The following is a 21,639-nucleotide window of genomic DNA, read 5'->3' as shown; positions in this document are numbered from 1 at the left end:
CTCAGACGCGCTGGTCCGCACCCCACGGCTGTTCGACGAGCCGCTTCGGGTCCGCTTCGTCGAGGTCGATGTCGAAGGTCCCGGACAGAACCTCCGGCAGCGCGGCCCGCTCCACCTCGCGGGTTTCGCCGGTGCCGTCCGGGTACTGGGTGTTCAGGGTGAAACCGTCGAGCATGTGGTGGACCTCCGGGTGCACCCGCTGGACGATCGGCCGCGTGGTGAACGGCGAATGCGCGGAGGTCGACACGTAGTGGTTGCCGACCTTTGAACCACAGTTTCAACTGAAACTGTGGTTCAAAGCAGGTGCCGAAACCGCCTCCACCAGCACCCAGCGCCGATCGCGGGCGTTGATGAAGGGCGCCTTCTCCGCCCGAGCCGGTGAAATGTGCTTTTCACTTCGGCCGCGAGAGCGGTGACGCGTCGTCGGACGGATGGGGCCGGTGATGCGCCGGGACAACGACACCGTGATCCGGGCAGACCACACCGTGGTCCGGTCAGAACGACACCGTGGCCCGACTGGGGAGACCGCAGTCCGCCGGAGTAAGGCGTCAGACCCGACCCACGAGCCAGGCCAGCAGCAGTCCCACCGCGCCCAGCCCGGCGGCGATCAGCAGCGGGCCGAGTACCCCGCGTCCGCCGAGAGGGCCGCACCGGCGAGCAGCGGTCCGCCGTTGCCGATGATGACTGTGCGCTGAAGGGCCTTGATGACCTGCGGTGATACCCGTTTCCCGGCGCGCACCGAGTCCGGTTCCGTGGACGACCGGGCCCAACGAGGCGATTTCCATGGAAATCACACCCCCTCCGACTCACCCGCCGAAGCACAACCACACCCATCCCACACACCCACCCGACGGGCCCTGACGGCGCGGGACACCTACAGTTTCAGTTGAAACTGTAACCAGGGGTGACGGGACTACAGTTTCAACTGAAACTGTAGTCCGGGGTGACGAGCTCGCAGTTTCAATTGAAACTGCGGATTTTCGGCGTGTTGGGTGCCCGACACGCCGGTGGTGCGTCGGGGCGAGTTCACCGAGATCAGCTCAACTGGACATCGGACGTGTGATTTCCATGGAAATCGCACGACTCCCCCGGTACGGCCGACGCCGCCGTCAGTGGGACGGCGTGGCTCTCGGCCGGTGGTCAGCGGAGGGTGATCTGGCTGATCTTCCAGGTTCCGCCCTGCTTCACCGCGCTCACCGAGATCTGCGCCGGACCCGCGTTCTCCCCGGGCGCGTTGGCCCGCCTGGCGTGCTGGTCGACGAAGAGCAGGAGTTCCGCGCGGTCGCCCTGCAGGCGGGTCACCGAGCGCTCCTTGACCGTGGTGGTGACGATCAACTGCTGCTGCGGGGCCTGGTCCTTGACCACCGCGAACAGCTCCTCGTAGCGCTGGACCGCGTCTCCGGTCAGCAGGTTCCGGGCCGCCTCCTCGGTCTTGGCCGTGTCGTTGAAGTCGTAGGAGAACAGCTTCTCCACCGCGTCGGAGACCTGGCCGCTGACCTCGCTGGTCGCCCCCGCGGAGACCAACGCCTCGTTCGCGGCGGGCCCGGTGTAGCGAGCCGCGTAGGTCTCGAAGCCGAACCACACCGCCAAGGCCACCAGCACAACCGACGCCGCCCACAGCAGCCAGGCCTGCCCGCGCCTGCCGCCCCGGGACGCCGCTCCGCCCGCTCCGCGGGGCTCCGCGCCGCCCGCGCCTTGCCCGGCGCTCCCCGGCATCGCCACCGGCACCGTCGCCGCGGCTCCGCCGCGCTCCGCAGCCTCCGCCGAGCCGCCGCTTCCGCGCTCCGCGCCAGCGGCGCGACCAGCCCGCTCCGCCTCCCCGGCTCCGCGCCGCTCCGCTGCGGCTCCGCCCGCACGTTCCACCAAAGCGCTGTCGATGCGCGCGGTCTCCTCAACCTCCGGCTCCTCCGCGACGCCGCTCGTTCCCCGCTCCGCAGCCTGGCCGCCGTCCGGCTCCGCCACTGCCCCAACGGACCGCTCCGCAGTCTCCGACTCCGCAGTCCCCGACCGGTCCCGGCCGATCTGCTCCGCAGCTTCCGGACCCCCACCGGACCGCTCCGCGGCCCCCACATCAGCAGCCTCGGACGCCTCCGCACCAGACGGCTCCGCGACCTCCGCCGCACCAGCCTCCAGCACCTCACCGCCAGACCGCTCCACGACCTCCGGCCGCTCCGCACCGGACCGCTCCGGCGCCTTCGGCTGCAGTGGGTCGGTGGGTTCCGGTGCGTTGGCGGGTCGGGTCTCGGTGGGGCGGGTTTGGCGCTTGCGGTGGCCTGCGACCTTGGTTCGGCGGGTGGGTTGCGCGTGGGGGCGGCGGTTCGTTGGCACTGGGGGTGACTCCTCGTGTTGCTTGCGCGGGCCGGTGGGTCAGCCCACCGGCACCAGGCCGAGGGCGCTGAGCTTCCAGGTGTCGCCTTCGCGGGTCAGCTCCGCTTGGTAGCGGTCCTGCTTGGTGGCCGGTGGCTGCCCCTCCACGGCGACCGTGACCTGCAGGACCGCGATCATCCGGGCCTTCCCGGCGCGCTCGTCGAGCTCCACGATCCCGGCGTCGAGGACGCGGGCCGTGGTGGTGCTGCGCTTCTCCCGGATCTGGTTCGCGTAGTCCGAGCGGCCCTGGCGGATCTCCTCGCGCAGCGGGCCGGTGGAGTTGTCCTCCCACTTCTGCAGGCCGCGCTCCACATCCCGGTGGTCCAGGGTGTTGAAGTTGATGATCGCGTTCTGCCCGTCGCGCAGCGCTTCGTCGCGGACCTCCGCGTACGCGATCGAGGAGTCGTTCGCGGCCAGCACCCAGGAGACCCCGGTGGTCAGGCACGCGACCAGGCTGACCGCGAACAGGACCAGGGCGACGACCGGGCGCCGTCGGGTTCCTGCGGACATCATCGGGCTCCTCTCCTACTGCCCGGGTGCATTCTGCGCGCCGCGGACCGAGGTGTCGCTGCCCGGGGGTTCCGCGCAGTGGGCGTCGGTGTTGACCGGCACCGGATCCATTTCGATGCCGTTGCGGCGCTCGGTGCCCTCGTAGCCCTTGGTGCAGGGCAGCGGGTCGAAGGCGTTGAGCACCAGGCCGAAGTGCGCGGTCCCGTCGCCGGGCACCACGGTGCGGCTCGCGGTGACCGCGGCCGGGTAGAGCACCAGGGCGTGCTCGATGCCGTCGACGTGCTTGGCGATCAGCTGCGAGGTGGTGGTCAGGTTCGCCAGCAGCGGGGTGAGCTGCTGGTTCTCCCGGATGAACCCGCTGACCTGCTGGGCGGCTGGCGGGGCCCGCTCGATCACCGCGCGCAGGTCGCCGTCGGAGCGCTCCAGCTGCTCGGACAGCAGCCGGAGGTCGCGGCCGAAGGACCGGATCGACGAGCCCTGCTCGTTCTGCGTGGCCAGCACGGTCTTGCCGTCCTCGAGCAGCTGCACGGTCTGCGGCAGGTGCTGCTGGGCGGTGGAGACGAACTCGCGGCTGGTGTCGACGATGGTCTGCAGGTGGCCGCCGTTGTCGCGGAACGCGGTGCCCAGCTCGCTGACCACGGTGCGTAGCGAGTCCTCCGGCACCGAGTTGGCCAGCCCGTCCAGGTTGGTCATCAGCGTCTCCACCGGCAGCGGGGTGGTCGCCGACTCCTGGGTGATCACCGAGCCCTGCGCCAGGAACGGGCCGTCGTCCCGCTTGGGCCGCAGGTCCACGTACTGCTCGCCGACCGCGGACCGGTTGGTCACCACGGCCTCGACGTCGCTCGGGATGCTCGGGGCGCTGGACTCGATGTCCAGCGGGATGTTCACACCGGTCGAGGTGAGCTCGATGGTGCCGACCCGGCCGACCGGCACGCCGCGGTAGGTGACCTCGGCGTTCTCGAAGACCCCTCCGGTGTCGGCGAGCTGCAGCGTGACCACGTAGCCGCGCGGGCCGAACAGCCGGTCCAGTCCGGCGTAGCGGGCCCCGGCGAAGCTGACGCCGACCAGGGCGATCGCGACGAACGCGACGATCTGCAGGCGAACTCGACGGGTGAGCATCAGCGGCCACCTCCCAGCAGCGAGCCCAGCAGGCCGCCGCCGGAGTCCGGCTCGGGCTCGGCGGGCGGTGGTGCGGTGGTCTGCTCAGGCTGGGACAGCGGCAGCGGCAGGTCCTGCACCGCGTCCGGCAGCGGGAGCAGCGGTTGCCTGCTGCGGCCCAGGTTCTCCAGCACGGTGGTGAGGTTGAGGTCGGCGTTGGTGTAGAGGTTGACGTAGTCGCTGTTCTGGATGCCGTCCACCACGTTGTCCGGGAACGGGAAGGTGAGCAGCACCTCCAGCGACCTCGGCAGGCTGTCCCCGGCCGCGGTGAGCTGCTGCAGCACCGGGGCGAGCTGGTCGAGGTTGTGCACCAGGTCGTCGCCGGAGCGGTTGACCACGTCGGTGGCGACCACGGAGAGCCGGTCCAGCGCCTTGAGCATGTCGACCAGCTGGGTGCGCTGCTCGTTGAGCACCCGCAGGCCCGGTTCCAGGTCGCGCAGCGCGGTGTCGATGCTGCCGCGCTGCTCGTTGAGGCGGGCGCTGAGCCTGTTCACGCTGTCCAGGGCGCGGGTGATGTCGTCGCGCTGGGCGTCCAGGCCGGACACCAGCTCGTCCAGGTTGGACAGCAGGCTGCGCACGTCGGACTCGCGGCCCTCCAGCGCGGCGTTGAGCTCCTTGGTGATGTTCTGGATCTGGGCGACGCCACCACCGTTGAGCAGCATCGACAGCGCGCCCAGCACCTCCTCGACCTCGGGGTTGCGGCCGGTGCTGGCCCGGTCGATGAGGTCGCCGTCGGCGAGTCGGCCGACCGGCGGCTGCGGCTCGGGCGGCCCGGCGAGCTCGACGTACTTCTCGCCGAGGAGGCTGGACTGGCGCAACCGGGCGGTGGCGTTGGCGGGCAGCTGCACGTCGCCGTTGACCAGCACGGTCACCTCGGCGTCCCAGGAGCCTGGGGCGAGCGCGATGTTGCTGACCCGGCCGACCGGCACGTCGTTGACCCGGACCCCGGCGTTGGGCACCAGGTCCAGCACATCGGCGAAGTGCACCTTCACCTCGTACGGGTGGTCACCGACGTCGGCGCCCCCGGGCAGGGGCATGTCGTACACCCCACGAGAACTGCACCCCCCGAGCACGACCAGCGCCACGGCGGCGGCCACCCCCACGCGCCAAGCACGCCGCACCCGACGCCCCGCAACCCCCCTCGAACTCACCTCACCGGGGCCCACGGGGTTCCGCAGTTTCAATTGAAACTGCGGCTGCCCCTCAGGGGAATTTGCAGTTTCAATTGAAACTGCGGGGTGGGGTCGGCGGCGGCGGAGGTTCATCGGGTACCTCCCTGCGGGGAGAGCGGGAGCGGCAGGGCTGGGAGCTTGCCGTTCTGGATGGCGTTGAGCGCCTCCGCGGGCGTCGGCAGCTTCACCACGCCGTCGAGGACCGGTTGCAGCGACTGGCACGCGTCGCTGACCTCCTTCGGCACCTCCGCCGGGGCGTGCTGCTCCAGCAGCTTGCACGCCGCGACCACGGGCGGCTGGGCCAGCTCGTTGATGGCGATCCGGGTGTCCAGGGTGCCCGAGGCGCCGTTGTAGACGTTGTTCAGGTTGGACAGCGCCAGCGGGGTGTTCACCAGCGACTCGCGAAGCGCTTCCTTCTGCCGCACCAGCACTTCGGTCACCCCGTGCAGCTGGTCCACATTGGACTTGAGCAGCTCGCGGTTGTCCCGCACGAAGGTCTCCACCTTGCCCAGCGCGACGGCGAGCTCGGCCATCGCCGCGCCCATGTCCTCGCGCTCGCCCGCCAGGAACGAGCTGACCTGCTGCATCTGGGTGTTGAACCGGCGCACCTGGTCGTCGTTGGCGGCCAGCATCGAGGTGAACTGCTGCAGGTTGTCGACGGTGGCGAACAGCTGCTCGCTGTTGCCGGACATCGTGGTCCCGGCCTCGCCGAGGTTGCGGATGGTCTCCGACAGCGCCTGCCCGTTGCCCTGCAGGTTGGCCGCGCCGGTGTTGAGCAGGTCGGTCAGCGCGCCGTCGGCGTTGGCGCCGTCCGGGCCGAGCGCGCTGGCCAGGTCGTTGAGGCTGCGGTAGATCGAGTCGAGCTCGACCGGGGTTGCGGTGCGCTCCTTCGGGATCACCGCCCCGTCCTCGAGCGTCGGCCCGCCCCGGTAGACCGGGGTCAGCTGCACGTACCGGTCGCTGACCACGCTCGGCGCGACGGCGACCGCACCCGCGTCGGCGGGCACCTCGACGTCGCGGTCCACGCTCATCACGACCCGCACCAGCCGCCCCTGCGGGACGACCTCGTCGACGGTGCCCACCGGCACCCCGAGGACCCGGACGTCACCGCCGGGGTAGATGCCGACCGCGGCGTTGAAGTAGGCGGTGACCTTGCGCTCGGCGGCGCCGAAGAACAGCCACCAGACGGCGGTGGTCGCGGCGAGCACCAGCACCACCGCGATCGACAGGATGCGGACGGGCGAGGGGCGTGCGCTGGTCATGGCTGGCAGCCCTTCTGGTTGATCGGGCCGACGGCGGGCGGCAGCAGACCGCAGACGTAGCTGTCGAACCACCGGCCGTTGCCCACGACGTTGGAGAACAGGCGGGTGAACGGGGCGAACATCTCCAGGCTCCGGTCCAGGTTGTCCTGGTTGCGCTGCAGCATCCCGGTGACCCGGTCCAGCTGCTGCAGGGCCGGGCCGATCTGCTCGGCGTTGTCGTCGACCAGGCCGGTCAGCTGCCGGGACAGCTGGCGGGTGCCGTCCAGCAGGGAGCTGATCGAGTCCCGCCGCGCCCGGATCTCCTCCAGCAGCAGGTTGCCGTCGGCGAGCAGCTTCTCGAAGTCGGCGTTGCGGTCGGCGATGGTGCGGGAGACCTGCGAGGTGTTGTTCAGTAGCTGCTCGAGCTGCTCGTCGCGGGAGGAGATGGTCTGCGACAGCCGGGACAGCCCGTCCAGCGCGCCGCCGACCTCGTCCGGGGTGTCGGAGAAGGTCTCCGACATGACCCGGAAACTCTCCGCGAGCTGCCGGGTGTCCACCTTGTCCACTGTGGAGGACAGATCGCTGAAGGCGTCGATCACGTCGTAGGGCGACATGGTGCGCTGCAGCGGGATGGGCTCGGACGGGTCCATCTCCTGGCCGCCCTGCGGGTCCAGCGCCAGGTACTTCTGCCCCAGCAGCGTCTTGATCTTGATCGCGGCGGTGGTGTGGTCGCCGATCCAGGCGTCGTCGACCCGGAAGCTGACCAGCACGTGCCCGTCCTCCAGCTCCACGTCGGAGACCGTGCCGACCTTCACCCCGGCGATGCGCACCTCGTTGTCCGGCCGCAGCCCGGCCGCCTCGCTGAACTGCGCGGTGTAGGTGGTGCCGCCGACCAGCGGCAACCGCTCGAAGTTCATCGCGAGCAGGAACATCAGCACCAGCACCAGCAGGCCGCCGATGCCGATCTTGAGCGGGTCGCGCTTGGTGAATGCAGTCATCGCTGGCACCTCGGCTGGGAGACCGGCACCAGCGGCAGCGGCACGTTCAGCTCACCGACGCCCACGTTCCCGGTCATCTTGCAGTTGAAGAAGTTGAACCAGGAGCCGTGCGCGGCGGTCCGGTTGAGCATCTCCACCTTGCCCGGCAGGTTCCGCATCCACTGCTCGACGACCGGCTCGTTGTTGTTGAGGTTCTGCGACAGCGAGCCGAGCCCGGCGATGTCCTGCTGCAGCCCCGGGCGGGCCTCGGTGAGCAGCCCGGCGGTGCTGTTGGTCAGGCCGTCCATCGCGGTCACCGCGTCACCGATGGCGTCCCGGTCCTCGGACAACCCGGAGACCACCTGCCGCAGCTGGCCGATCAGCTCGGACAGCTGCTGGTCGCGGGCGTTGACCGTGTCCAGCACGCCGTTGAGGTTGTCGATGACCTGCCCGATCACCTCGTCGCGGGAGGCGATGGTGGAGGTCAGCGAGGCGGTGTGGGCCAGCAGGCTCTCCACCGTGCCGCCCTCGCCCTGCAGCACCTGGATGATCTCGAAGGACAGCTTGTTGACGTCCTCCGGCGACAGCGCCTGGAACAGCGGCTTGAACCCGCCCAGCAGCACCGTGAGGTCCAGCGCGGGCTTGGTGCGCTCCAGCGGGATCGTCGACCCCGGCCGCAGCACGCCGTTCTCGCCCGGGCCCGGCTCCAGCGCGATGTAGCGCTGGCCGACCAGGTTCCGGTACTTGATGGTCGCGGTGACCGTGGCGGGCAGTGGCCGGTCGGCCACGTTGAACCGCACCTCGGCCACCCGGCGGTCGACCAGGTCGATGCTCTCCACCTCGCCGACCTTCACCCCGGAGATGCGCACCTCGTCGCCCTCGTTGAGGGCGGTCACGTCGGTGAACCGCGCGCTGTAGGACTCCGCCGAGCGCAGGTCGCGGTTGGCGATGGTCAGGACCAGCAGCCCGGTGGCCAACACGGTGACCAGCACGAAGACCAGGAACTTGACCAGCGGTCCGGCGATGCTGCGACCGTTCACCGGTAGCTCACCTCCGCTCCGCGGACGACCGGGCCGACCAGCAGCGACCCCCAGTCGGGCAGGTCAGCGGCGCTGCGGCCGACGGCCGGGGCCAGCACCATCGCCACCATGTCCCGCTCCGCCGGGGAGTTCACCCACTGCGCGGAGGTGCTGGCCGGCAGGTAGCCCTCGCCCATCTGCGGCGGGTTCAGGCCCTTGTCGACCTGGTGGGACGGCGCCGGGGGCACCGAGCCGTCCTCGAACGGCCCGTCCGGCGGGTACTCGGGGATCGGGTCGGGCATCGGCATCAGGTTGTAGCAGCGGGGGCCGCGCTTGTCGGCGAACTCCGGCTCGTCCTGGTTCGGGCGGTACTTGCCGCGGTGCGCCACGACCTCCAGCGTGATGTGCAGGCCGGGCTCGTTCGTGCCCTCGCCGAAGACCTTGCGGATGCGCGGCACGAAGGCGGCCATCTCGTCCAGGAAGCACTTGTACTCCGGGGAGTACTTCGCCAGCACGTCCAGCGTCGGCCGCTGCGCCTCGCCGAGCTGGATGATGTTGTCCCGGTTGTCCGCCAGGAACGTGGTGGTCTCGCCCGCGGTGGTGGTCAGCTGGCTGGTGAGGGTCTGCAGGTTCTCCCGCTGCGCCGCCAGGGTCCGCGCCGTGGTGCTGAAGTTGTCCAGCGCCTCCAGTACGTCCGGTGCGGCGTCCTCGTAGGTCTCGGCGACGCCGACCAGCTCCTTGAGGTTGCGCTGCAGGTCCGGCACCGAGGGGTTGAGGCCGTCGAGGTAGGTGTTGAGCTGCGACAGCGTCTCGCCCACCTGCTGACCGCGCCCGGACAGCGCCTGGTCCAGCGCGTTCAGCGTGACCGCGAGGTCGTCCGGGTGCACCGCCTGCAGCACCGGCATGGTGTCGGCCAGCACCTTCTCCAGCTCGATGCCCGCGCTGGTGCGGTCCTGCTCGATGACGTCACCGGCGGCCAGCGTGGTGGACGCGGCCTGATCCGGCAGCTCCAGCGAGACGTAGCGCTCGCCGAACAGCGTCCGCGGCAGCAGCCGCGCCGAGACGTTGGACGGCAGGTGCTGCACCTTGTCCGGTTCCAGCGCCAGGTGCAGCTCGGCACCGTCCCCTGTGGACTTGACCTCGACCACGCGGCCGACGACCATGCCGCGCACCTTCACATCCGACTCGGGCAGCAGCTGGTTGCCCGTCGACGCGGCCTTGAGCACCACGTCCACGCTGGAGGTGAACGCCTTCTGGTAGGTCGCCACGGTGAGGCTGACGAACAGCACCATGCACAGCAGGAACGCGAGGCCCAGGGCCCGGCGCCGCAACGTCTTGAGAACACCCAAGCTACTCATCCGGTGATCCGAACCGTCGTGGTGGTGCCCCAGATCGCGAGGCTGAGGAAGAAGTCCAGCAGCGCGGTGGTCACGATCGCGGTCCGCACCGCGCGGCCCACCGCGACCCCGACCCCGGCCGGGCCGCCGCTGGCCCGGTAGCCGTAGAAGCAGTGCGTCATGATCACCACGACGCTGAACACCAGCACCTTCCCGAAGGACCACAGCACGTCCTCGGGAGGTAGGAACAGGTTGAAGTAGTGGTCGTAGGTGCCCGCGGACTGGCCGTAGACGTAGACCGTCACCGCCCGCGCCGCCACGTACGAGGTGAGCAGGCCCAGCACGTACAGCGGGATCACCGCGATGAACCCGGCGATCACCCGCGTGGTCACCAGGTACGGCAGGCTCGGCACGCCCATCACCTCGAGCGCGTCGATCTCGTCGGAGATCCGCATCGCGCCCAGCTGCGCGGTGAAGCCGGACCCGACCGTCGCCGACAGCGCCAACCCGGCCACCAGCGGTGCGATCTCGCGGGTGTTGAAGTACGCCGAGACGAACCCGGCGAAGGCCGAGGTGCCCAGCTGGTCCAGCGCGGCGAAGCCCTGCAGGCCCACCACGGTGCCGGTGAACAGGGTCAGCCCGATCATCACGCCGACCGTGCCGCCGATGACCGCCAGCGCGCCGCTGCCGAAGCTCACCTCGGCCAGCAGCCGCAGCGTTTCCTTGGCGTAGCGCGTGATCGCGCGCGGGATCCACACCAGCGACCGCAGGTAGAAGGACAGCTGGTCGCCCAGCTCGTCCAGCAGTTGCAACGGCCGCCGGGCCGCGCGCTTGGCGCGCTGCGAGATCGTCACCATGTCCATTCCGCCGTCTTTGATCTTGAAGCGGCGAAGCCGCTCAGCCCGCCCACCCGCGGGTTCCCAGAGGTCGCCTCGCGAGGACAGCCCCGACTCCGGCGCAAGATGAGTTCGAAAGCTCCGTTCATGGCCGTCACATGCCCTTGGGCGGCACTAGTTGCAGGTACATGGTCGTGAGCACGAAGTTCACCGCGAACAGCAGGAGGAAGGTGATCACCACCGACTGGTTCACCGCGTCACCCACGCCCTTCGGACCGGGTGGCGGGTGCAGGCCGCGGTAGGCCGCCACCACCCCGGCCAGGAAACCGAAGATCAACGCCTTGATCTCGCCGATCCACAGGTCCGGCAGCTGCGCGAGCGCGTTGAAGCTCGCCATGTAGGCGCCGGGCGTACCGCCCTGCATGATCACGTTGAAGGTGTAGCCGCCCAGCACGCCGACCACGCTGACCATGCCGTTGAGCAGCACCGCCACCAGCATCGCGGCAAGCACCCGCGGCACCACCAGGCGCTGGATCGGCGAGATGCCCAGCACCTCCATCGCGTCGATCTCGTCGCGGATCGTCCGCGAACCGAGGTCCGCGCAGATCGCCGAACCACCGGCACCGGCGATCAGCAGCGCGGTCACGATCGGCGCGGCCTGCTGGATGATGGCCAGCACGCTGGCCGCGCCGGTGAACGACTGCGCCCCGATCTGCCTGGTCAGCGAGCCCAGTTGGAGCGCGATCACCGCGCCGAACGGGATGGACACCAGCGCGGTCGGCAGGATCGTCACGCTGGCGATGAACCAGCACTGCTGGATGAACTCGCGGAGCTGGAACGGGCGCTTCGGCAGCGAGCGCAGCACCTCCAGCCCGAGGGCGAACAGGCGCCCGGTCTCCCGCAAACCCGCCGCGCCCGGGAACCGCGCCTGCGACGGCGAACTCACTTCTCACCCCGCTTGCGGCCGAACCAGCGGCGCCGCGACGACTCGACAGGCTCCGTGCTCTGCTCCGGCGCACCGGCCCACGGCGGCGCCTCCGGCTCCCGCGGGTACGGCGTCGGGCGCGCCTGCTGCGGCACGTCGGCGACCTCGGCCTGCGGCAGCGGGGCGGCCGGTCCGGTGTGCAGCGGCTGCGACGCGACCGGTTCGGTGTGCTGCGGCCAGGCGCCGGTCGCGGGCGCGGAGAAGCCGTAGAGCGCCAGCTCCTCCGGGGTCAGGGTCTTCAGGATCTCCTGCTGCGCCGACGGCGCCAGGCCGCGCAGCTGCCGCAACACCCGGTCCTTGCGGCGGCGCACCGCGGTCCGCTCCGGCATGCCCGGGCTGACGTCCAGCTGCGGCATCATCGGCGGCACCGAGATCTCGCTCAGCCGCGCCAGCTCGTCGGCGCCGGTGTCCTTCTCCTCGGTCATGCCGATCGGTCCGTCCGGGCGGCCGTTGAGGAACTGCACCACCACCGGCTCCGGCGAGGTCAGCAGCACCTCGCGCGGACCGAACATCACCAGGTTCCGGCGGTAGAGCATGCCGATGTTGTCCGGCACCGTGCGGGCGGTGTTGATGTCGTGGGTGACGATCAGGATCGTCGCGTCGATCTGCGCGTTGAGGTCGACGATCACCTGGTTCAGCAGCACGGTGCGCACCGGGTCCAACCCGGAGTCCGGCTCGTCGACCAGGATGATCTCGGGGTCCAGCACCAGCGCCCGGGCCAGCCCGGCGCGCTTGCGCATCCCGCCGGAGATCTCACCGGGCAGCTTCCCCTCGGCGCCGATGAGCCCGACCATCTCCATCTTCTCGAGCACCAGCCGGCGGATCTCCGACTCGCTCTTGCGGGTGTGCTCGCGCAGCGGGAAGGCGATGTTGTCGAACAGGTTCATCGACCCGAACAGCGCCCCGTCCTGGAACAGCACGCCGAACAGCTTCCGGATCTCGTAGAGCTCGCGCTCCTTGCAGGTGCAGATGTCCACGCCGTTGATGACGATCTTGCCCTGCTCCGGCTTGAGCAGCCCCACCAACGACTTCAGGAAGACCGACTTCCCGGTCCCGGAAGGCCCCAGCAGCACGCTGATCTCGCCGGGAGGAAGCGTCAGCGTGACATCCCGCCAGATGGTCTGCGCGCCGAAGGACTTCGACAGCCCGTCGACAACCACCTCGACGCCCATCCGAACCTCCGCGTCCTCGTGTGCAACTCAGCCGAACCACCCGGATGGGCAGCCTGGCACATGTGACGCGGACAACGAAGGTCATCGGCGTCACACCTGTGCAACGAGCCCGACGCGAAGGGGTTACTCACCAGTTCACCAGAACTTCTGCCCATCGAGCTTCTTTTCGCGGAAAACCCGGGACCAGCGCTTTCACCAGCGCGGATGGCCAATCGGAAGAATGGCGGAAAGGTCCGGATAGCGGGATCCGACAATTCCGCGAAGCAAAAGAAGGGCGGGCACCCGCAACTGCGAGTGCCCGCCCTTCCACGGTGAGTCAGGGGCGGCGGTGACCACCCCGGCCCGTCCGCGGGTCCCACGGACGGGCGTCAGCTCACTTGAGGGTGATGGAGGCGCCAGCCTCTTCCAGCTTGGCCTTGGCCTCTTCGGCCTTCTCCTTCTCGACCTTCTCCAGGATCGCCTTCGGAGCGCCCTCGACCAGCTCCTTGGCCTCCTTCAGGCCCAGGCCGGAGACGATCTCACGGACGACCTTGATGACCTGGATCTTCTTGTCGCCAGCGCCCTCGAGGACGACGTCGAACTCGTCCTGCTCCTCGGCGGCCGGGGCGGCACCCGCGGCACCCGGGGCGGCCACGACGGCGGCCGGGGCAGCGGCGGTGACGTCGAAGGTCTCCTCGAACTGCTTCACGAACTCCGACAGCTCCAGGAGGGTCATCTCCTTGAAGACGTCCAACAGCTCTTCGTTGCTCAGCTTCGCCACGGCGGCGTTCCTTTCCGTTCAGTGCCCGAGCACCGGCGGCACCCGGGAGGGGAGTTCTTGCGACCGACAACTGCATCCACAGGGGACTCAGGCGTCGGCGTCGCTGCCCTTCTTCTCCTGCAGAGCAGCAGCCAACCGAGCCACCTGGGACGCCGGCGCGGCGAACAGCGCGGCGGCCTGGCCCATCTTGGCCTTCATCGCACCGGCCAGCTTGCTCAGCGTGACCTCGCGCGAGTCGAGGTCGGCGATGCTCTCGACCTCGGACACGGACAGCGCGCGGCCGTCCATGTAACCGCCCTTGATCACCAAGGCCTCGTTGGTCTTGGCGAACTCCTTGATGGCCTTGGCGGCGTCGACCGGCTCGCCCTCGACGAAGGCGATCGCGGTCGGGCCGACGAACAGGTCGTCGAGCCCCTCGACGCCCGACTGCTCGGCAGCACGCTTGACCAGCGTGTTCTTCGCGACACGGTACGTCGTACCCGCCCCGAGGGCGCGACGCAGCTCAGACAGCTGCGCCATGGACAGCCCGCGGTACTCGGTCACGACCGCAGCGGTCGAGGTGTTGAAGTGCTCAGCGATCTCGGTGACCGCATCGACCTTGTCGGGCTTCGCCATGTCGCCTCCTCTCTCATCTCCGACTGTGATCCGCATCCAGTCGGTCCTGAGACGACAAAACGCCCCGGCGCAGCAAGCACGGGGCGTCAAGATCATGGGCGCGCCGGAGCGCGCACGCGGAGCCTCGTCCCTCCTGCGCGGGCCGCCCGCATCTCACGGGACCTTAGTTCTCCGCGCACCCCTCGCGGGGAGCGGAGAAGACCAGCGGTCTTGGGTGGAACCTCGTCAAGAGTACGCGACGCCTCCCCGACCCTTCCAACCACCCCTCCACATCCGCGCTGGTGGTGACCTCGACCGCACGGGCGGGCATCATGTGGGGCGTGGCTGATCAGCACGAGTCGCCGGAGCCCGGCTCGAACCTGCCGGACAAGCCCCGCCCCGCGGACGTCGTCGACGCCGAAGTCGTGGAGAGCGAGGTCGTCGCCGCGCCGGAACCGGCCCGACCGGCCAAGCCGACCGACGACGAGGAGTTCCGGCAGTACCAGCAGTTCCTGCAGTTCCAGAAGTTCCGCGAGTGGCAGCAGGCCCAGGACGGCGACGTCGCGGTCCCCCCACCCACCGGCCCCCGAACGGCGGAGAAGCCCAAGAAGCCCTGGTGGAAGACAGCCCTCGGCCTCCTCCGCTACAAGTTCGTCCGCCGCCTCGTCTACCTGCTGATCTTCCTGCTCCTCCTGAACTACGCCTACGACTACTACTTCGGCACCAGCAACAGCTCGGACACCTCCAGCAGCGGCCAACCCCCGGTCCGCCCGCAACCGCGCAAGGCGCCGACCCCGCAGGACGCGCTGTTCGACATCTACAACCTGCTGCGCGGCGACGATCCGGCGCTGGCGTGCGGTCTGTTCGACACGGCGGGGCAGAACGGCTTCGCCATCGCCCACGGAGCCCCGGACTGCGCCGCCGCCGCCCGCCAGGTGCACGACCAGATCACCAACGGCGGTGCGTACGCGAACCCGAAGATCGGTTACGACGCGATCGCCACGACCGGCCGCGAAGCCGTGGTCCACGGCTGCCGGATCCAGGTGGCGGGCGGCCCCCAGCTCGGCAGCCTCAAGCTCACCCAGCAACAAGACGGAGGCTGGGCGATCAGCGCCTACGCCAACCACACCTCCACCTGCCCCTGACGCCACCAACGGCCCCACAGGCGCGACACCCCGACACTCTTCGGCGTGTCGCGTCCCGACACGCCGAAGGGGTGTCGGGGGCCTGCGCGGAGGGGGTCAAACGCGAGAGGGCGGGCCGACCGGGGTGGTCGGCCCGCCCTCTCGGCGGAAGTGCGGGGTCAGGCGGAAGCCGTGATGCCGCGGGTGACGTTCGGGTCGACCGGGATGCCCGGGCCCATCGTCGTGGTGAAGGTGACCTTCTTCAGGTACCGGCCCTTCGACGCCGACGGCTTGGCGCGCAGGACCTCGTCCAGCGCGGCCGCGTAGTTCTCCACCAGCTTCTCGGTGTCGAACGACACCTTGCCGATGATGAAGTGCAGGTTGGCCTGCTTGTCGACGCGGAAGTTGATCTTACCGCCCTTGATGTCCGCGACCGCCTTGGTGACGTTCGGGGTGACGGTGCCGGTCTTCGGGTTCGGCATCAGGCCGCGCGGGCCCAGGATGCGGGCCACCTTGCCGACCTTGGCCATCTGGTCCGGGGTGGCGATCGCCGCGTCGAAATCGAGCCAGCCGCCCTGAATGCGCTCGATCAGGTCCTCGGAACCAACCGCGTCCGCCCCGGCGGCCTCGGCCTCAGCGGCCTTGTCGCCGACGGCGAACACGATGACGCGGGCAGTCTTACCAGTGCCGTGCGGCAGGTTCACGGTGCCGCGGACCATCTGGTCTGCCTTGCGGGGGTCGACGCCCAGCCGCAGCGCCACCTCGACGGTGGCGTCGTACTTGACCTTGGCGGTCTTCTTCGCCAGCTCGGCGGCTTCCGCCGGCGCGTACAGCCGCGCCCGGTCGATCAGCTCGGCCGCCTGCTGGTATGCCTTGCTGCGCTTTGCCATTTCTGTCCCTATCAGCGGTGGATCAGTTGTGGTTGGTCGGGCTGCGCTGGAGCCCTCCCACAGAGGTGTCCGGTCGGAACCGGCCCCGGGTCAACCCTCGACGTTCAGACCCATCGACCGGGCGGTGCCGGCGATGATCTTGGCGGCCTGGTCGATGTCGTTGGCGTTGAGGTCTTCCATCTTGGTCTGCGCGATCTCGCGGACCTGCTCCATGGACACCTTGCCGACCTTGGTCTTGTGCGGCTCGCCGCTGCCCTTCTGCACACCGGCGGCCTTCAGCAGCAGCTTCGCGGCCGGCGGGGTCTTCAGCTTGAAGTCGAAGGACCGGTCCTCGTAGACGGAGATCTCGACCGGGACAACGTTGCCACGCTGCTGCTCGGTGGCGGCGTTGTAGGCCTTGCAGAACTCCATGATGTTGACGCCGTGCTGACCCAGCGCGGGGCCGACCGGCGGGGCCGGGTTGGCCTGGCCCGCCTGGATCTGCAGCTTGATGATCGCTGCCAGCTTCTTCTTCTTGGGCGGCATGTTTGCTTCCTGTGTCTTCGCTATCCGGTTGCCCGGCCCCGCCTGGCTGCGAGGCCGAATCTGGCGAGACCACGAAACGGTGGCATCGCCCGCTTCTGCGCGCGGTCCTGCCAGATCCGCGCGCAGCCGCCGTGCTCCCGATGGGAGCCGGTCAGATCTTGGAAACCTGGTTGAACGACAGCTCAACCGGCGTTTCGCGGCCGAAGATCGACACCAGGACCTTGAGCTTCTGGGCGTCCGGGTTGACCTCGTTGATGGTCGCGGGCAGGGTCGCGAACGGCCCGTCCATGACGGTGACGGACTCGCCGACCTCGAAGTCGACCTCCACCGCGGGCTTGGTGGCGCTCGGAGCGGCCGCCGCCTTCTTGCCCGGCTCGGCCTTCTTCTCCTCCACCTGCGGCGCGAGGAACTTCAGCACCTCGTCGATGGTCAGCGGCGACGGCTTGGAGGTGGCGCCGACGAAGCCGGTGACCCCCGGCGTGTTGCGCACCGCGCTCCAGGACGCGTCGTTGAGCTCCATCCGGACCAGGATGTAGCCGGGCAGCACCTTGCGCTGCACCAGCTTGCGCTGGCCGTTCTTGATCTCGGTGACCTCTTCGGTCGGCACCTCGACCTGGAAGATGAAGTCCTCGACGTCCAGCGTCTGGGCGCGGGTCTCGAGGTTGGTCTTGACCTTGTTCTCGTAGCCGGCGTAGGAGTGCACGACGTACCAGTCACCGGGCGCGCGGCGCAGCGCGGCGCGCAGCTCCTCGACCGGGTCGGGCTCCTCGCTCTCGTCCTCGCCTTCGGCACCGGCCTCTTCGGCGGTGTCGGCGTCAGCGTCTGCGTCGGAGGTCTCGTCGGCGTCGGTCCCGGCCGACGCCTCGGCGTCGGCGGCGGAACCGGTGTCCTCGCCGGAGTCGGCACCCTCGGCGGACTCGACTGCGTCGACCGAGTCCGCGGCCGCCTCGACCTCGTCGGCCGCTGGCTGCACCTGCTCGTCGGTGAGGCCGGTGGTTTCCTGGCCCTCGTGGGAGGTCACAGTCGGTCTCGCTTCCTCTCGTGCGTTCCGTGCCGGGTCCGTTGCTCCGCCGGCACCACCCTCAAGCGCGGGCCTGGAGGCTCAGCCGGAGCCGAACAGCCAGCCCACGCCCTTGGCGAAGAGCACGTCCACGCCGGCCACGAACGCCACCATGACGCTGACGAACACCAGCACCACGAACGTGTAGGTCACCAGCGACTTGCGCGTCGGCCAGATGACCTTGCGCAGTTCGGCGACGACCTCGCGCAGGAAGCGTCCGATCTTCCGGAACAGCGAAACCCGACCCTGCCGGCCGTCCCGCGACGGGGTCGGCCGACCCTTCGACTCAGTTGTGCGCGTCGAGCCGGAACCCGACTCGCCGGACCGGCCCTTGCGGCCGGCCGGACGGGAGGAAGCACGGCGCTCGCGCCGCGCCGCAGCGCTGGACGGACGGTTGGCGTCGTCGCGCGCCCCGCCCTGCTCCTGCTCGCGGTCCTCGCTCACGCCAATCCTCCGCTCACCGTCGCATCGACGCAGGGGTGACAGGACTTGAACCTGCAACCTGCGGTTTTGGAGACCGCTGCTCTGCCAATTGAGCTACACCCCTCCGCGGCCATCGAGCTCGACCGCAGTTCGGGACACCCTGCACCGCCATGGAACCGGAGTTCCACGGTGCTCAGGCATCCCAGGTTCGAAAGTGTACGGCACACCGACAACCGGTTTCCAACGGCACCCCCCTGCGCCGCGCCAAGAACAACTCCACCGCAGGTGAGGAGCGTGGCGACCACCACGTCTGCCAGGATGCCGGCATGGCCACACCTGACCCAGACCGCCAGACCGGAGCGCGGGTGTCCGCGCGGATCGGCGGCATCAGCGAGTCCGCCACGCTGGCCGTGGACACCAAGGCGAAGGCGCTCAAGGCCGCCGGGCGCCCGGTGATCGGGTTCGGCGCCGGGGAGCCCGACTTCCCGACGCCGCAGCCGATCGTGGACGCCGCCATCGCCGCCTGCTCCGACCCGAAGAACCACCGGTACAGCCCGGCCGCGGGCCTGCCGGAGCTGCGCGAAGCCGTCGCCGCGAAGACCCAGCGGGATTCCGGCTACTCCGTCGAGCCCAGCCAGGTGCTGGTCACCAACGGCGGCAAGCAGGCCGTCTACCAGGCGTTCCAGACGCTGCTGGACCCGGGCGACGAGGTGCTGCTGCCCGCCCCGTACTGGACCACCTACCCGGAGGCGATCACGCTTCCGGGTGGAGTTCCGGTGGTGGTCCCGGCCGACGAGTCGACCGGCTACCTGGTCTCCGTCGACCAGCTGGAGGCGGCGCGCACGCCGCGGACCAAGGTGCTGCTGTTCAACTCGCCGTCCAACCCGACCGGCGCGATCCACCCGCCGGAGCAGGTCGAGGCGATCGGCCGCTGGGCCGTCGAGCACGGCATCTGGGTGATCACCGACGAGATCTACGAGCACCTGGTCTACGGGGACGCCCGGCACGTGTCGATGCCCGCGGTGGTGCCCGAGCTGGCCGACACCTGCGTGGTGCTCAACGGCGTCGCCAAGACCTACGCGATGACCGGCTGGCGGGTCGGCTGGATGATCGGCCCGGCGGACGTGATCAAGGCGGCGACGAACCTGCAGTCGCACCTGTCGTCCAACGTCGCGAACGTCTCGCAGCGGGCCGCGCTGGAGGCCGTCAGCGGCTCGCTGGACGCGGTCCACGAGATGCGCGCGGCGTTCGACCGGCGCCGCCGCAAGATGGTCGAGCTGCTGTCCGCGATCCCCGGTGTCAGCTGCCCCGAGCCGCAGGGCGCGTTCTACGCGTACCCGTCGGTGAAGGGGCTGCTGGGCAAGGAGATCCGCGGGGTGCGGCCGCAGACCAGCGTGGAGCTGGCGGCGCTGGCCCTGGAGCACGCCGAGGTGGCGGTGGTCCCGGGTGAGGCCTTCGGCACACCCGGCTACTTCCGGCTGTCCTACGCCCTCGGTGACGAGGACCTGGTCACCGGCGTGACCCGCCTGGCGTCCCTGCTCTCCGAGGCGGAGTAGTCGTCAGGGGCACCCGCGGGTGCCCCTGACCCGCTACTGGGGCAGGCGGACGAGGGCAGTGGCGCCGCCCAGGACGCCCTGGGACGCGCTCTTGGCCGTGATGGCGACCTTGACCGTGCCGTCGTCGTTGATCGCCGAGACCTTGCCGGCGAGGTCCACCCGGGCGCCGGTGCCGTCGTCGGGCACCACGACGGGCCGGGTGAAGCGGACGCTGCAGTGGACGATCGCGCCGGGGTCCCCGGTCCACTCGCTGACCACGCGACCGGCCAGGGCCATGGTGAGCATGCCGTGCGCGATCACGTCCGGCAGCCCGACCTCGGTGGCGAACCGCTCGTTCCAGTGGATCGGGTTGAAGTCGCCGGAGGCGCCCGCGTACCGGACCAGGTCGGCGCGGGTGAGCGGCACGCTCAGCTCGGGCAGCTGGTCGCCGACGGCGACCTCGGAGATCCGCACCTTCATCACGCCTCGCCCTCCGCCGCGCCGCGGGCCACCAGCATCGACTTCGCGGTGCACACCGGCTCGCCGTCGACGGTGCTGATCTCGGACCGGACGGTGAGGAAGTCGTTGCCCGCACGGGTCTTGATGTCGTCCACGTGCACCACGGTGACCAGCCGGTCACCGGCCCGGATCGGCCGGTGGTGGGTGAACTCCTGCTGCCCGTGCACCACGCGGCTGTAGTCCAACCCGAGCTGCGGGTCCTCGACGATCGCGTCGTGCGACCCCATGGACAGGATCACCGCGAAGGTGGGCGGCGCGATCACGTCGGGGTACCCAGCGGCCTGCGCGGCCGCGACGTCCCGGTGCAGCGGCGACTCGTCCTTGATCGCAGCGGCGAACTCCCGGATCTTCTCCCGCCCCACCTCGTAAGGAGCGGTAGGGGGGTACTCACGTCCAACGAACGACTGGTCAAGCGGCACCCGCGCAGGCTACCCGACCCCACCCACCCCAAATCCCCCCACACGAACACCAGTGCCCCACCCCACAAACAGCCCCCCCACCCCAACCAGAAGCCCTAACACCACGAGCAGGGTCCGGGCTTCTTGCTTGACCTTGGTGGGTGGGGTGGGCAGCTCCTGCCCGAACCATCGAGCACCCGACAACAGTCGGCACAGGAAGCCGCGAACCGCGAGCACGGCGACCGCAGTCGACGCACGAAGCCCGAGAGCGCGAGCTCGAGCACACCTAGGGCACGAAAAAGCCCGCCCCCGGATGCCGGGGACGGGCTCAAAGCCACGAAGGCTGGTCACTGACCAGGCCGGGAACGCCACCCCCCGCAAGCAGCCAGCGAGAGGCAACCACCGCACCGTGGGGGCCTGGGGGGCTCGGCCCCCCAGATCAACACCAAGGAAACCCCAGACAGGCGAGCGCGTTCCGCGAGCACACCTAGCTCAGCGGGTTTCCTTGTGGAGCTTGTGCGTACCGCAGTTCGGGCAGAACTTCTTCATCTCCAAGCGGTCCGGGTCGTTGCGCCGGTTCTTGTTGGTGATGTAGTTGCGGTGCTTGCACTCCTCGCACGCCAGCGTGATCTTGGGTCGGACGTCGGTGGCGGCCACGGGGGTGCCTTTCTGTCTCGGTGGTACTGCTGGGACGGTTCGCGGGTGATCCGCGCGAACCGGTGACTGGTAGCGGTGGCCGGACTTGAACCGGCGACACAGCGATTATGAGCCGCTTGCTCTACCGACTGAGCTACACCGCCATGCTGGGACCTTCGATGCGAGCACCGGCAGCCTCAGCCGACGCAGGATATCCCACGCAAAACAGCCACAGCACCTAGTTTACCGAGCACTGCGGCTGTCTTTCGAGCCCCAATACGGAATCGAACCGTAGACCTTCTCCTTACCATGGAGACGCTCTGCCGACTGAGCTATTGGGGCGTGTCCTTGCGGAACGTCTAGAACTTTACACACCCCCGCAGACCCCTGGAACAGGGGGG

Annotated in this window: 22 protein-coding genes, 3 tRNA genes and 1 pseudogene; 2 read left to right on the top strand and 24 right to left on the bottom strand. The window is 69.6% G+C overall.

Features of this window, described 5'->3' with window-relative positions; genetic code table 11:
• Position 1 precedes the first annotated feature (1 nt).
• The 14 genes and pseudogenes from ABT324_RS13270 to rplJ form a co-directional block, all read right to left on the bottom strand.
• Positions 2-250: pseudogene (locus ABT324_RS13270) on the bottom strand (arylamine N-acetyltransferase); the annotation flags it as partial.
• An 890-nt stretch (positions 251-1,140) separates the two neighbouring features.
• The gene (locus ABT324_RS13265) at positions 1,141-2,328 is read right to left on the bottom strand and encodes a hypothetical protein (RefSeq protein ID WP_351175802.1); all 1,188 of its coding nucleotides are present in this window, start codon (positions 2,326-2,328) and stop codon (positions 1,141-1,143) included.
• A 39-nt stretch (positions 2,329-2,367) separates the two neighbouring features.
• Positions 2,368-2,877 (bottom strand): Rv1363c family protein, encoded by a 510-nt coding sequence (locus tag ABT324_RS13260; RefSeq protein WP_351175800.1) that lies wholly within the window; start codon positions 2,875-2,877, stop codon positions 2,368-2,370.
• Positions 2,878-2,892: 15 nt separating this feature from the next.
• Entirely contained in the window at positions 2,893-3,996 is a 1,104-nt protein-coding gene (locus tag ABT324_RS13255; protein WP_351175798.1) for an MCE family protein, read from the bottom strand.
• Positions 3,996-5,156 carry an MCE family protein gene (locus ABT324_RS13250; protein WP_351175796.1) on the bottom strand — a complete coding sequence of 387 codons (1,161 nt, stop codon included), beginning with the start codon at positions 5,154-5,156 and terminating at the stop codon, positions 3,996-3,998. Before ABT324_RS13250 ends, ABT324_RS13255 begins: the two co-directional genes overlap by 1 nt.
• Before the next feature lie 140 nt (positions 5,157-5,296).
• On the bottom strand, positions 5,297-6,469 hold the full coding sequence (locus tag ABT324_RS13245; RefSeq protein WP_351175794.1) for an MCE family protein: 1,173 nt from the start codon (positions 6,467-6,469) through the stop codon (positions 5,297-5,299).
• Positions 6,466-7,446: an MCE family protein gene (locus ABT324_RS13240; protein ID WP_351175792.1), complete on the bottom strand. Its 981-nt coding sequence runs from the start codon at positions 7,444-7,446 to the stop codon at positions 6,466-6,468. Before ABT324_RS13240 ends, ABT324_RS13245 begins: the two co-directional genes overlap by 4 nt.
• Entirely contained in the window at positions 7,443-8,465 is a 1,023-nt protein-coding gene (locus ABT324_RS13235; protein WP_351175790.1) for an MCE family protein, read from the bottom strand. Before ABT324_RS13235 ends, ABT324_RS13240 begins: the two co-directional genes overlap by 4 nt.
• The gene (locus ABT324_RS13230; RefSeq protein WP_351175788.1) at positions 8,462-9,802 is read right to left on the bottom strand and encodes an MCE family protein; all 1,341 of its coding nucleotides are present in this window, start codon (positions 9,800-9,802) and stop codon (positions 8,462-8,464) included. Before ABT324_RS13230 ends, ABT324_RS13235 begins: the two co-directional genes overlap by 4 nt.
• Positions 9,799-10,638 carry an MlaE family ABC transporter permease gene (locus tag ABT324_RS13225; RefSeq protein ID WP_351175786.1) on the bottom strand — a complete coding sequence of 280 codons (840 nt, stop codon included), beginning with the start codon at positions 10,636-10,638 and terminating at the stop codon, positions 9,799-9,801. The genes ABT324_RS13230 and ABT324_RS13225 overlap by 4 nt, the downstream gene beginning before the upstream one ends.
• 133 nt (positions 10,639-10,771) lie before the next feature.
• Complete coding sequence (locus ABT324_RS13220) at positions 10,772-11,563, bottom strand: MlaE family ABC transporter permease (RefSeq protein WP_351175784.1); 792 nt, start codon at positions 11,561-11,563, stop codon at positions 10,772-10,774.
• Positions 11,560-12,774, bottom strand: coding sequence for an ABC transporter ATP-binding protein (locus ABT324_RS13215; RefSeq protein ID WP_351175782.1), 1,215 nt, complete (start codon positions 12,772-12,774; stop codon positions 11,560-11,562). The genes ABT324_RS13220 and ABT324_RS13215 overlap by 4 nt, the downstream gene beginning before the upstream one ends.
• 373 nt (positions 12,775-13,147) lie before the next feature.
• Entirely contained in the window at positions 13,148-13,534 is a 387-nt protein-coding gene (gene rplL, locus ABT324_RS13210; RefSeq protein ID WP_351175780.1) for a 50S ribosomal protein L7/L12, read from the bottom strand.
• An 87-nt stretch (positions 13,535-13,621) separates the two neighbouring features.
• Complete coding sequence (rplJ, locus tag ABT324_RS13205; RefSeq protein WP_351175778.1) at positions 13,622-14,149, bottom strand: 50S ribosomal protein L10; 528 nt, start codon at positions 14,147-14,149, stop codon at positions 13,622-13,624.
• 320 nt (positions 14,150-14,469) lie between these two features.
• Here rplJ and ABT324_RS13200 point away from each other — a divergent pair, with 320 nt between their 5' ends.
• Positions 14,470-15,273 (top strand): hypothetical protein, encoded by an 804-nt coding sequence (locus ABT324_RS13200; protein WP_351175776.1) that lies wholly within the window; start codon positions 14,470-14,472, stop codon positions 15,271-15,273.
• A gap of 158 nt (positions 15,274-15,431) precedes the next feature.
• Here ABT324_RS13200 and rplA read toward each other — a convergent pair whose 3' ends face one another.
• From rplA to ABT324_RS13175, 5 genes are all read right to left on the bottom strand, one after another.
• A complete protein-coding gene (gene rplA / locus ABT324_RS13195; protein WP_351175774.1) occupies positions 15,432-16,142 on the bottom strand; it encodes a 50S ribosomal protein L1 in 711 nt (236 codons plus the stop codon).
• Between the two features lie 90 nt (positions 16,143-16,232).
• Positions 16,233-16,667, bottom strand: a complete 435-nt coding sequence (gene rplK, locus ABT324_RS13190) for a 50S ribosomal protein L11 (protein ID WP_351175772.1) — start codon at positions 16,665-16,667, stop codon at positions 16,233-16,235.
• 151 nt (positions 16,668-16,818) lie between these two features.
• Positions 16,819-17,688: a transcription termination/antitermination protein NusG gene (gene nusG / locus ABT324_RS13185; protein WP_351175770.1), complete on the bottom strand. Its 870-nt coding sequence runs from the start codon at positions 17,686-17,688 to the stop codon at positions 16,819-16,821.
• Between the two features lie 81 nt (positions 17,689-17,769).
• The gene (secE, locus tag ABT324_RS13180; protein ID WP_351175768.1) at positions 17,770-18,171 is read right to left on the bottom strand and encodes a preprotein translocase subunit SecE; all 402 of its coding nucleotides are present in this window, start codon (positions 18,169-18,171) and stop codon (positions 17,770-17,772) included.
• A 30-nt stretch (positions 18,172-18,201) separates the two neighbouring features.
• Positions 18,202-18,274: transfer RNA gene (locus ABT324_RS13175), tRNA-Trp, on the bottom strand.
• Between the two features lie 202 nt (positions 18,275-18,476).
• On the opposite strand from ABT324_RS13175, the gene ABT324_RS13170 reads away from it, so the two are divergent.
• Entirely contained in the window at positions 18,477-19,706 is a 1,230-nt protein-coding gene (locus ABT324_RS13170) for a pyridoxal phosphate-dependent aminotransferase (protein WP_351175766.1), read from the top strand.
• Positions 19,707-19,739: 33 nt separating this feature from the next.
• Here ABT324_RS13170 and ABT324_RS13165 read toward each other — a convergent pair whose 3' ends face one another.
• The 5 genes from ABT324_RS13165 to ABT324_RS13145 all read right to left on the bottom strand — a co-directional run bounded on the left by ABT324_RS13165 (position 19,740) and on the right by ABT324_RS13145 (position 21,580).
• The gene (locus tag ABT324_RS13165; protein ID WP_351175840.1) at positions 19,740-20,165 is read right to left on the bottom strand and encodes a MaoC/PaaZ C-terminal domain-containing protein; all 426 of its coding nucleotides are present in this window, start codon (positions 20,163-20,165) and stop codon (positions 19,740-19,742) included.
• Positions 20,165-20,623, bottom strand: a complete 459-nt coding sequence (locus ABT324_RS13160) for an FAS1-like dehydratase domain-containing protein (RefSeq protein ID WP_351175764.1) — start codon at positions 20,621-20,623, stop codon at positions 20,165-20,167. Before ABT324_RS13160 ends, ABT324_RS13165 begins: the two co-directional genes overlap by 1 nt.
• Before the next feature lie 471 nt (positions 20,624-21,094).
• Entirely contained in the window at positions 21,095-21,259 is a 165-nt protein-coding gene (gene rpmG, locus ABT324_RS13155; protein ID WP_010315521.1) for a 50S ribosomal protein L33, read from the bottom strand.
• Positions 21,260-21,326: 67 nt separating this feature from the next.
• A tRNA-Met gene (locus ABT324_RS13150) sits at positions 21,327-21,402 on the bottom strand.
• Between the two features lie 105 nt (positions 21,403-21,507).
• A tRNA-Thr gene (locus ABT324_RS13145) sits at positions 21,508-21,580 on the bottom strand.
• Positions 21,581-21,639: the final 59 nt, after the last annotated feature.

Source organism: Saccharopolyspora sp. NPDC000359, assembly GCF_040300525.1.
GTDB lineage: Bacteria > Actinomycetota > Actinomycetes > Mycobacteriales > Pseudonocardiaceae > Saccharopolyspora.
This window is presented reverse-complemented; position numbering and strand designations above follow the sequence as displayed.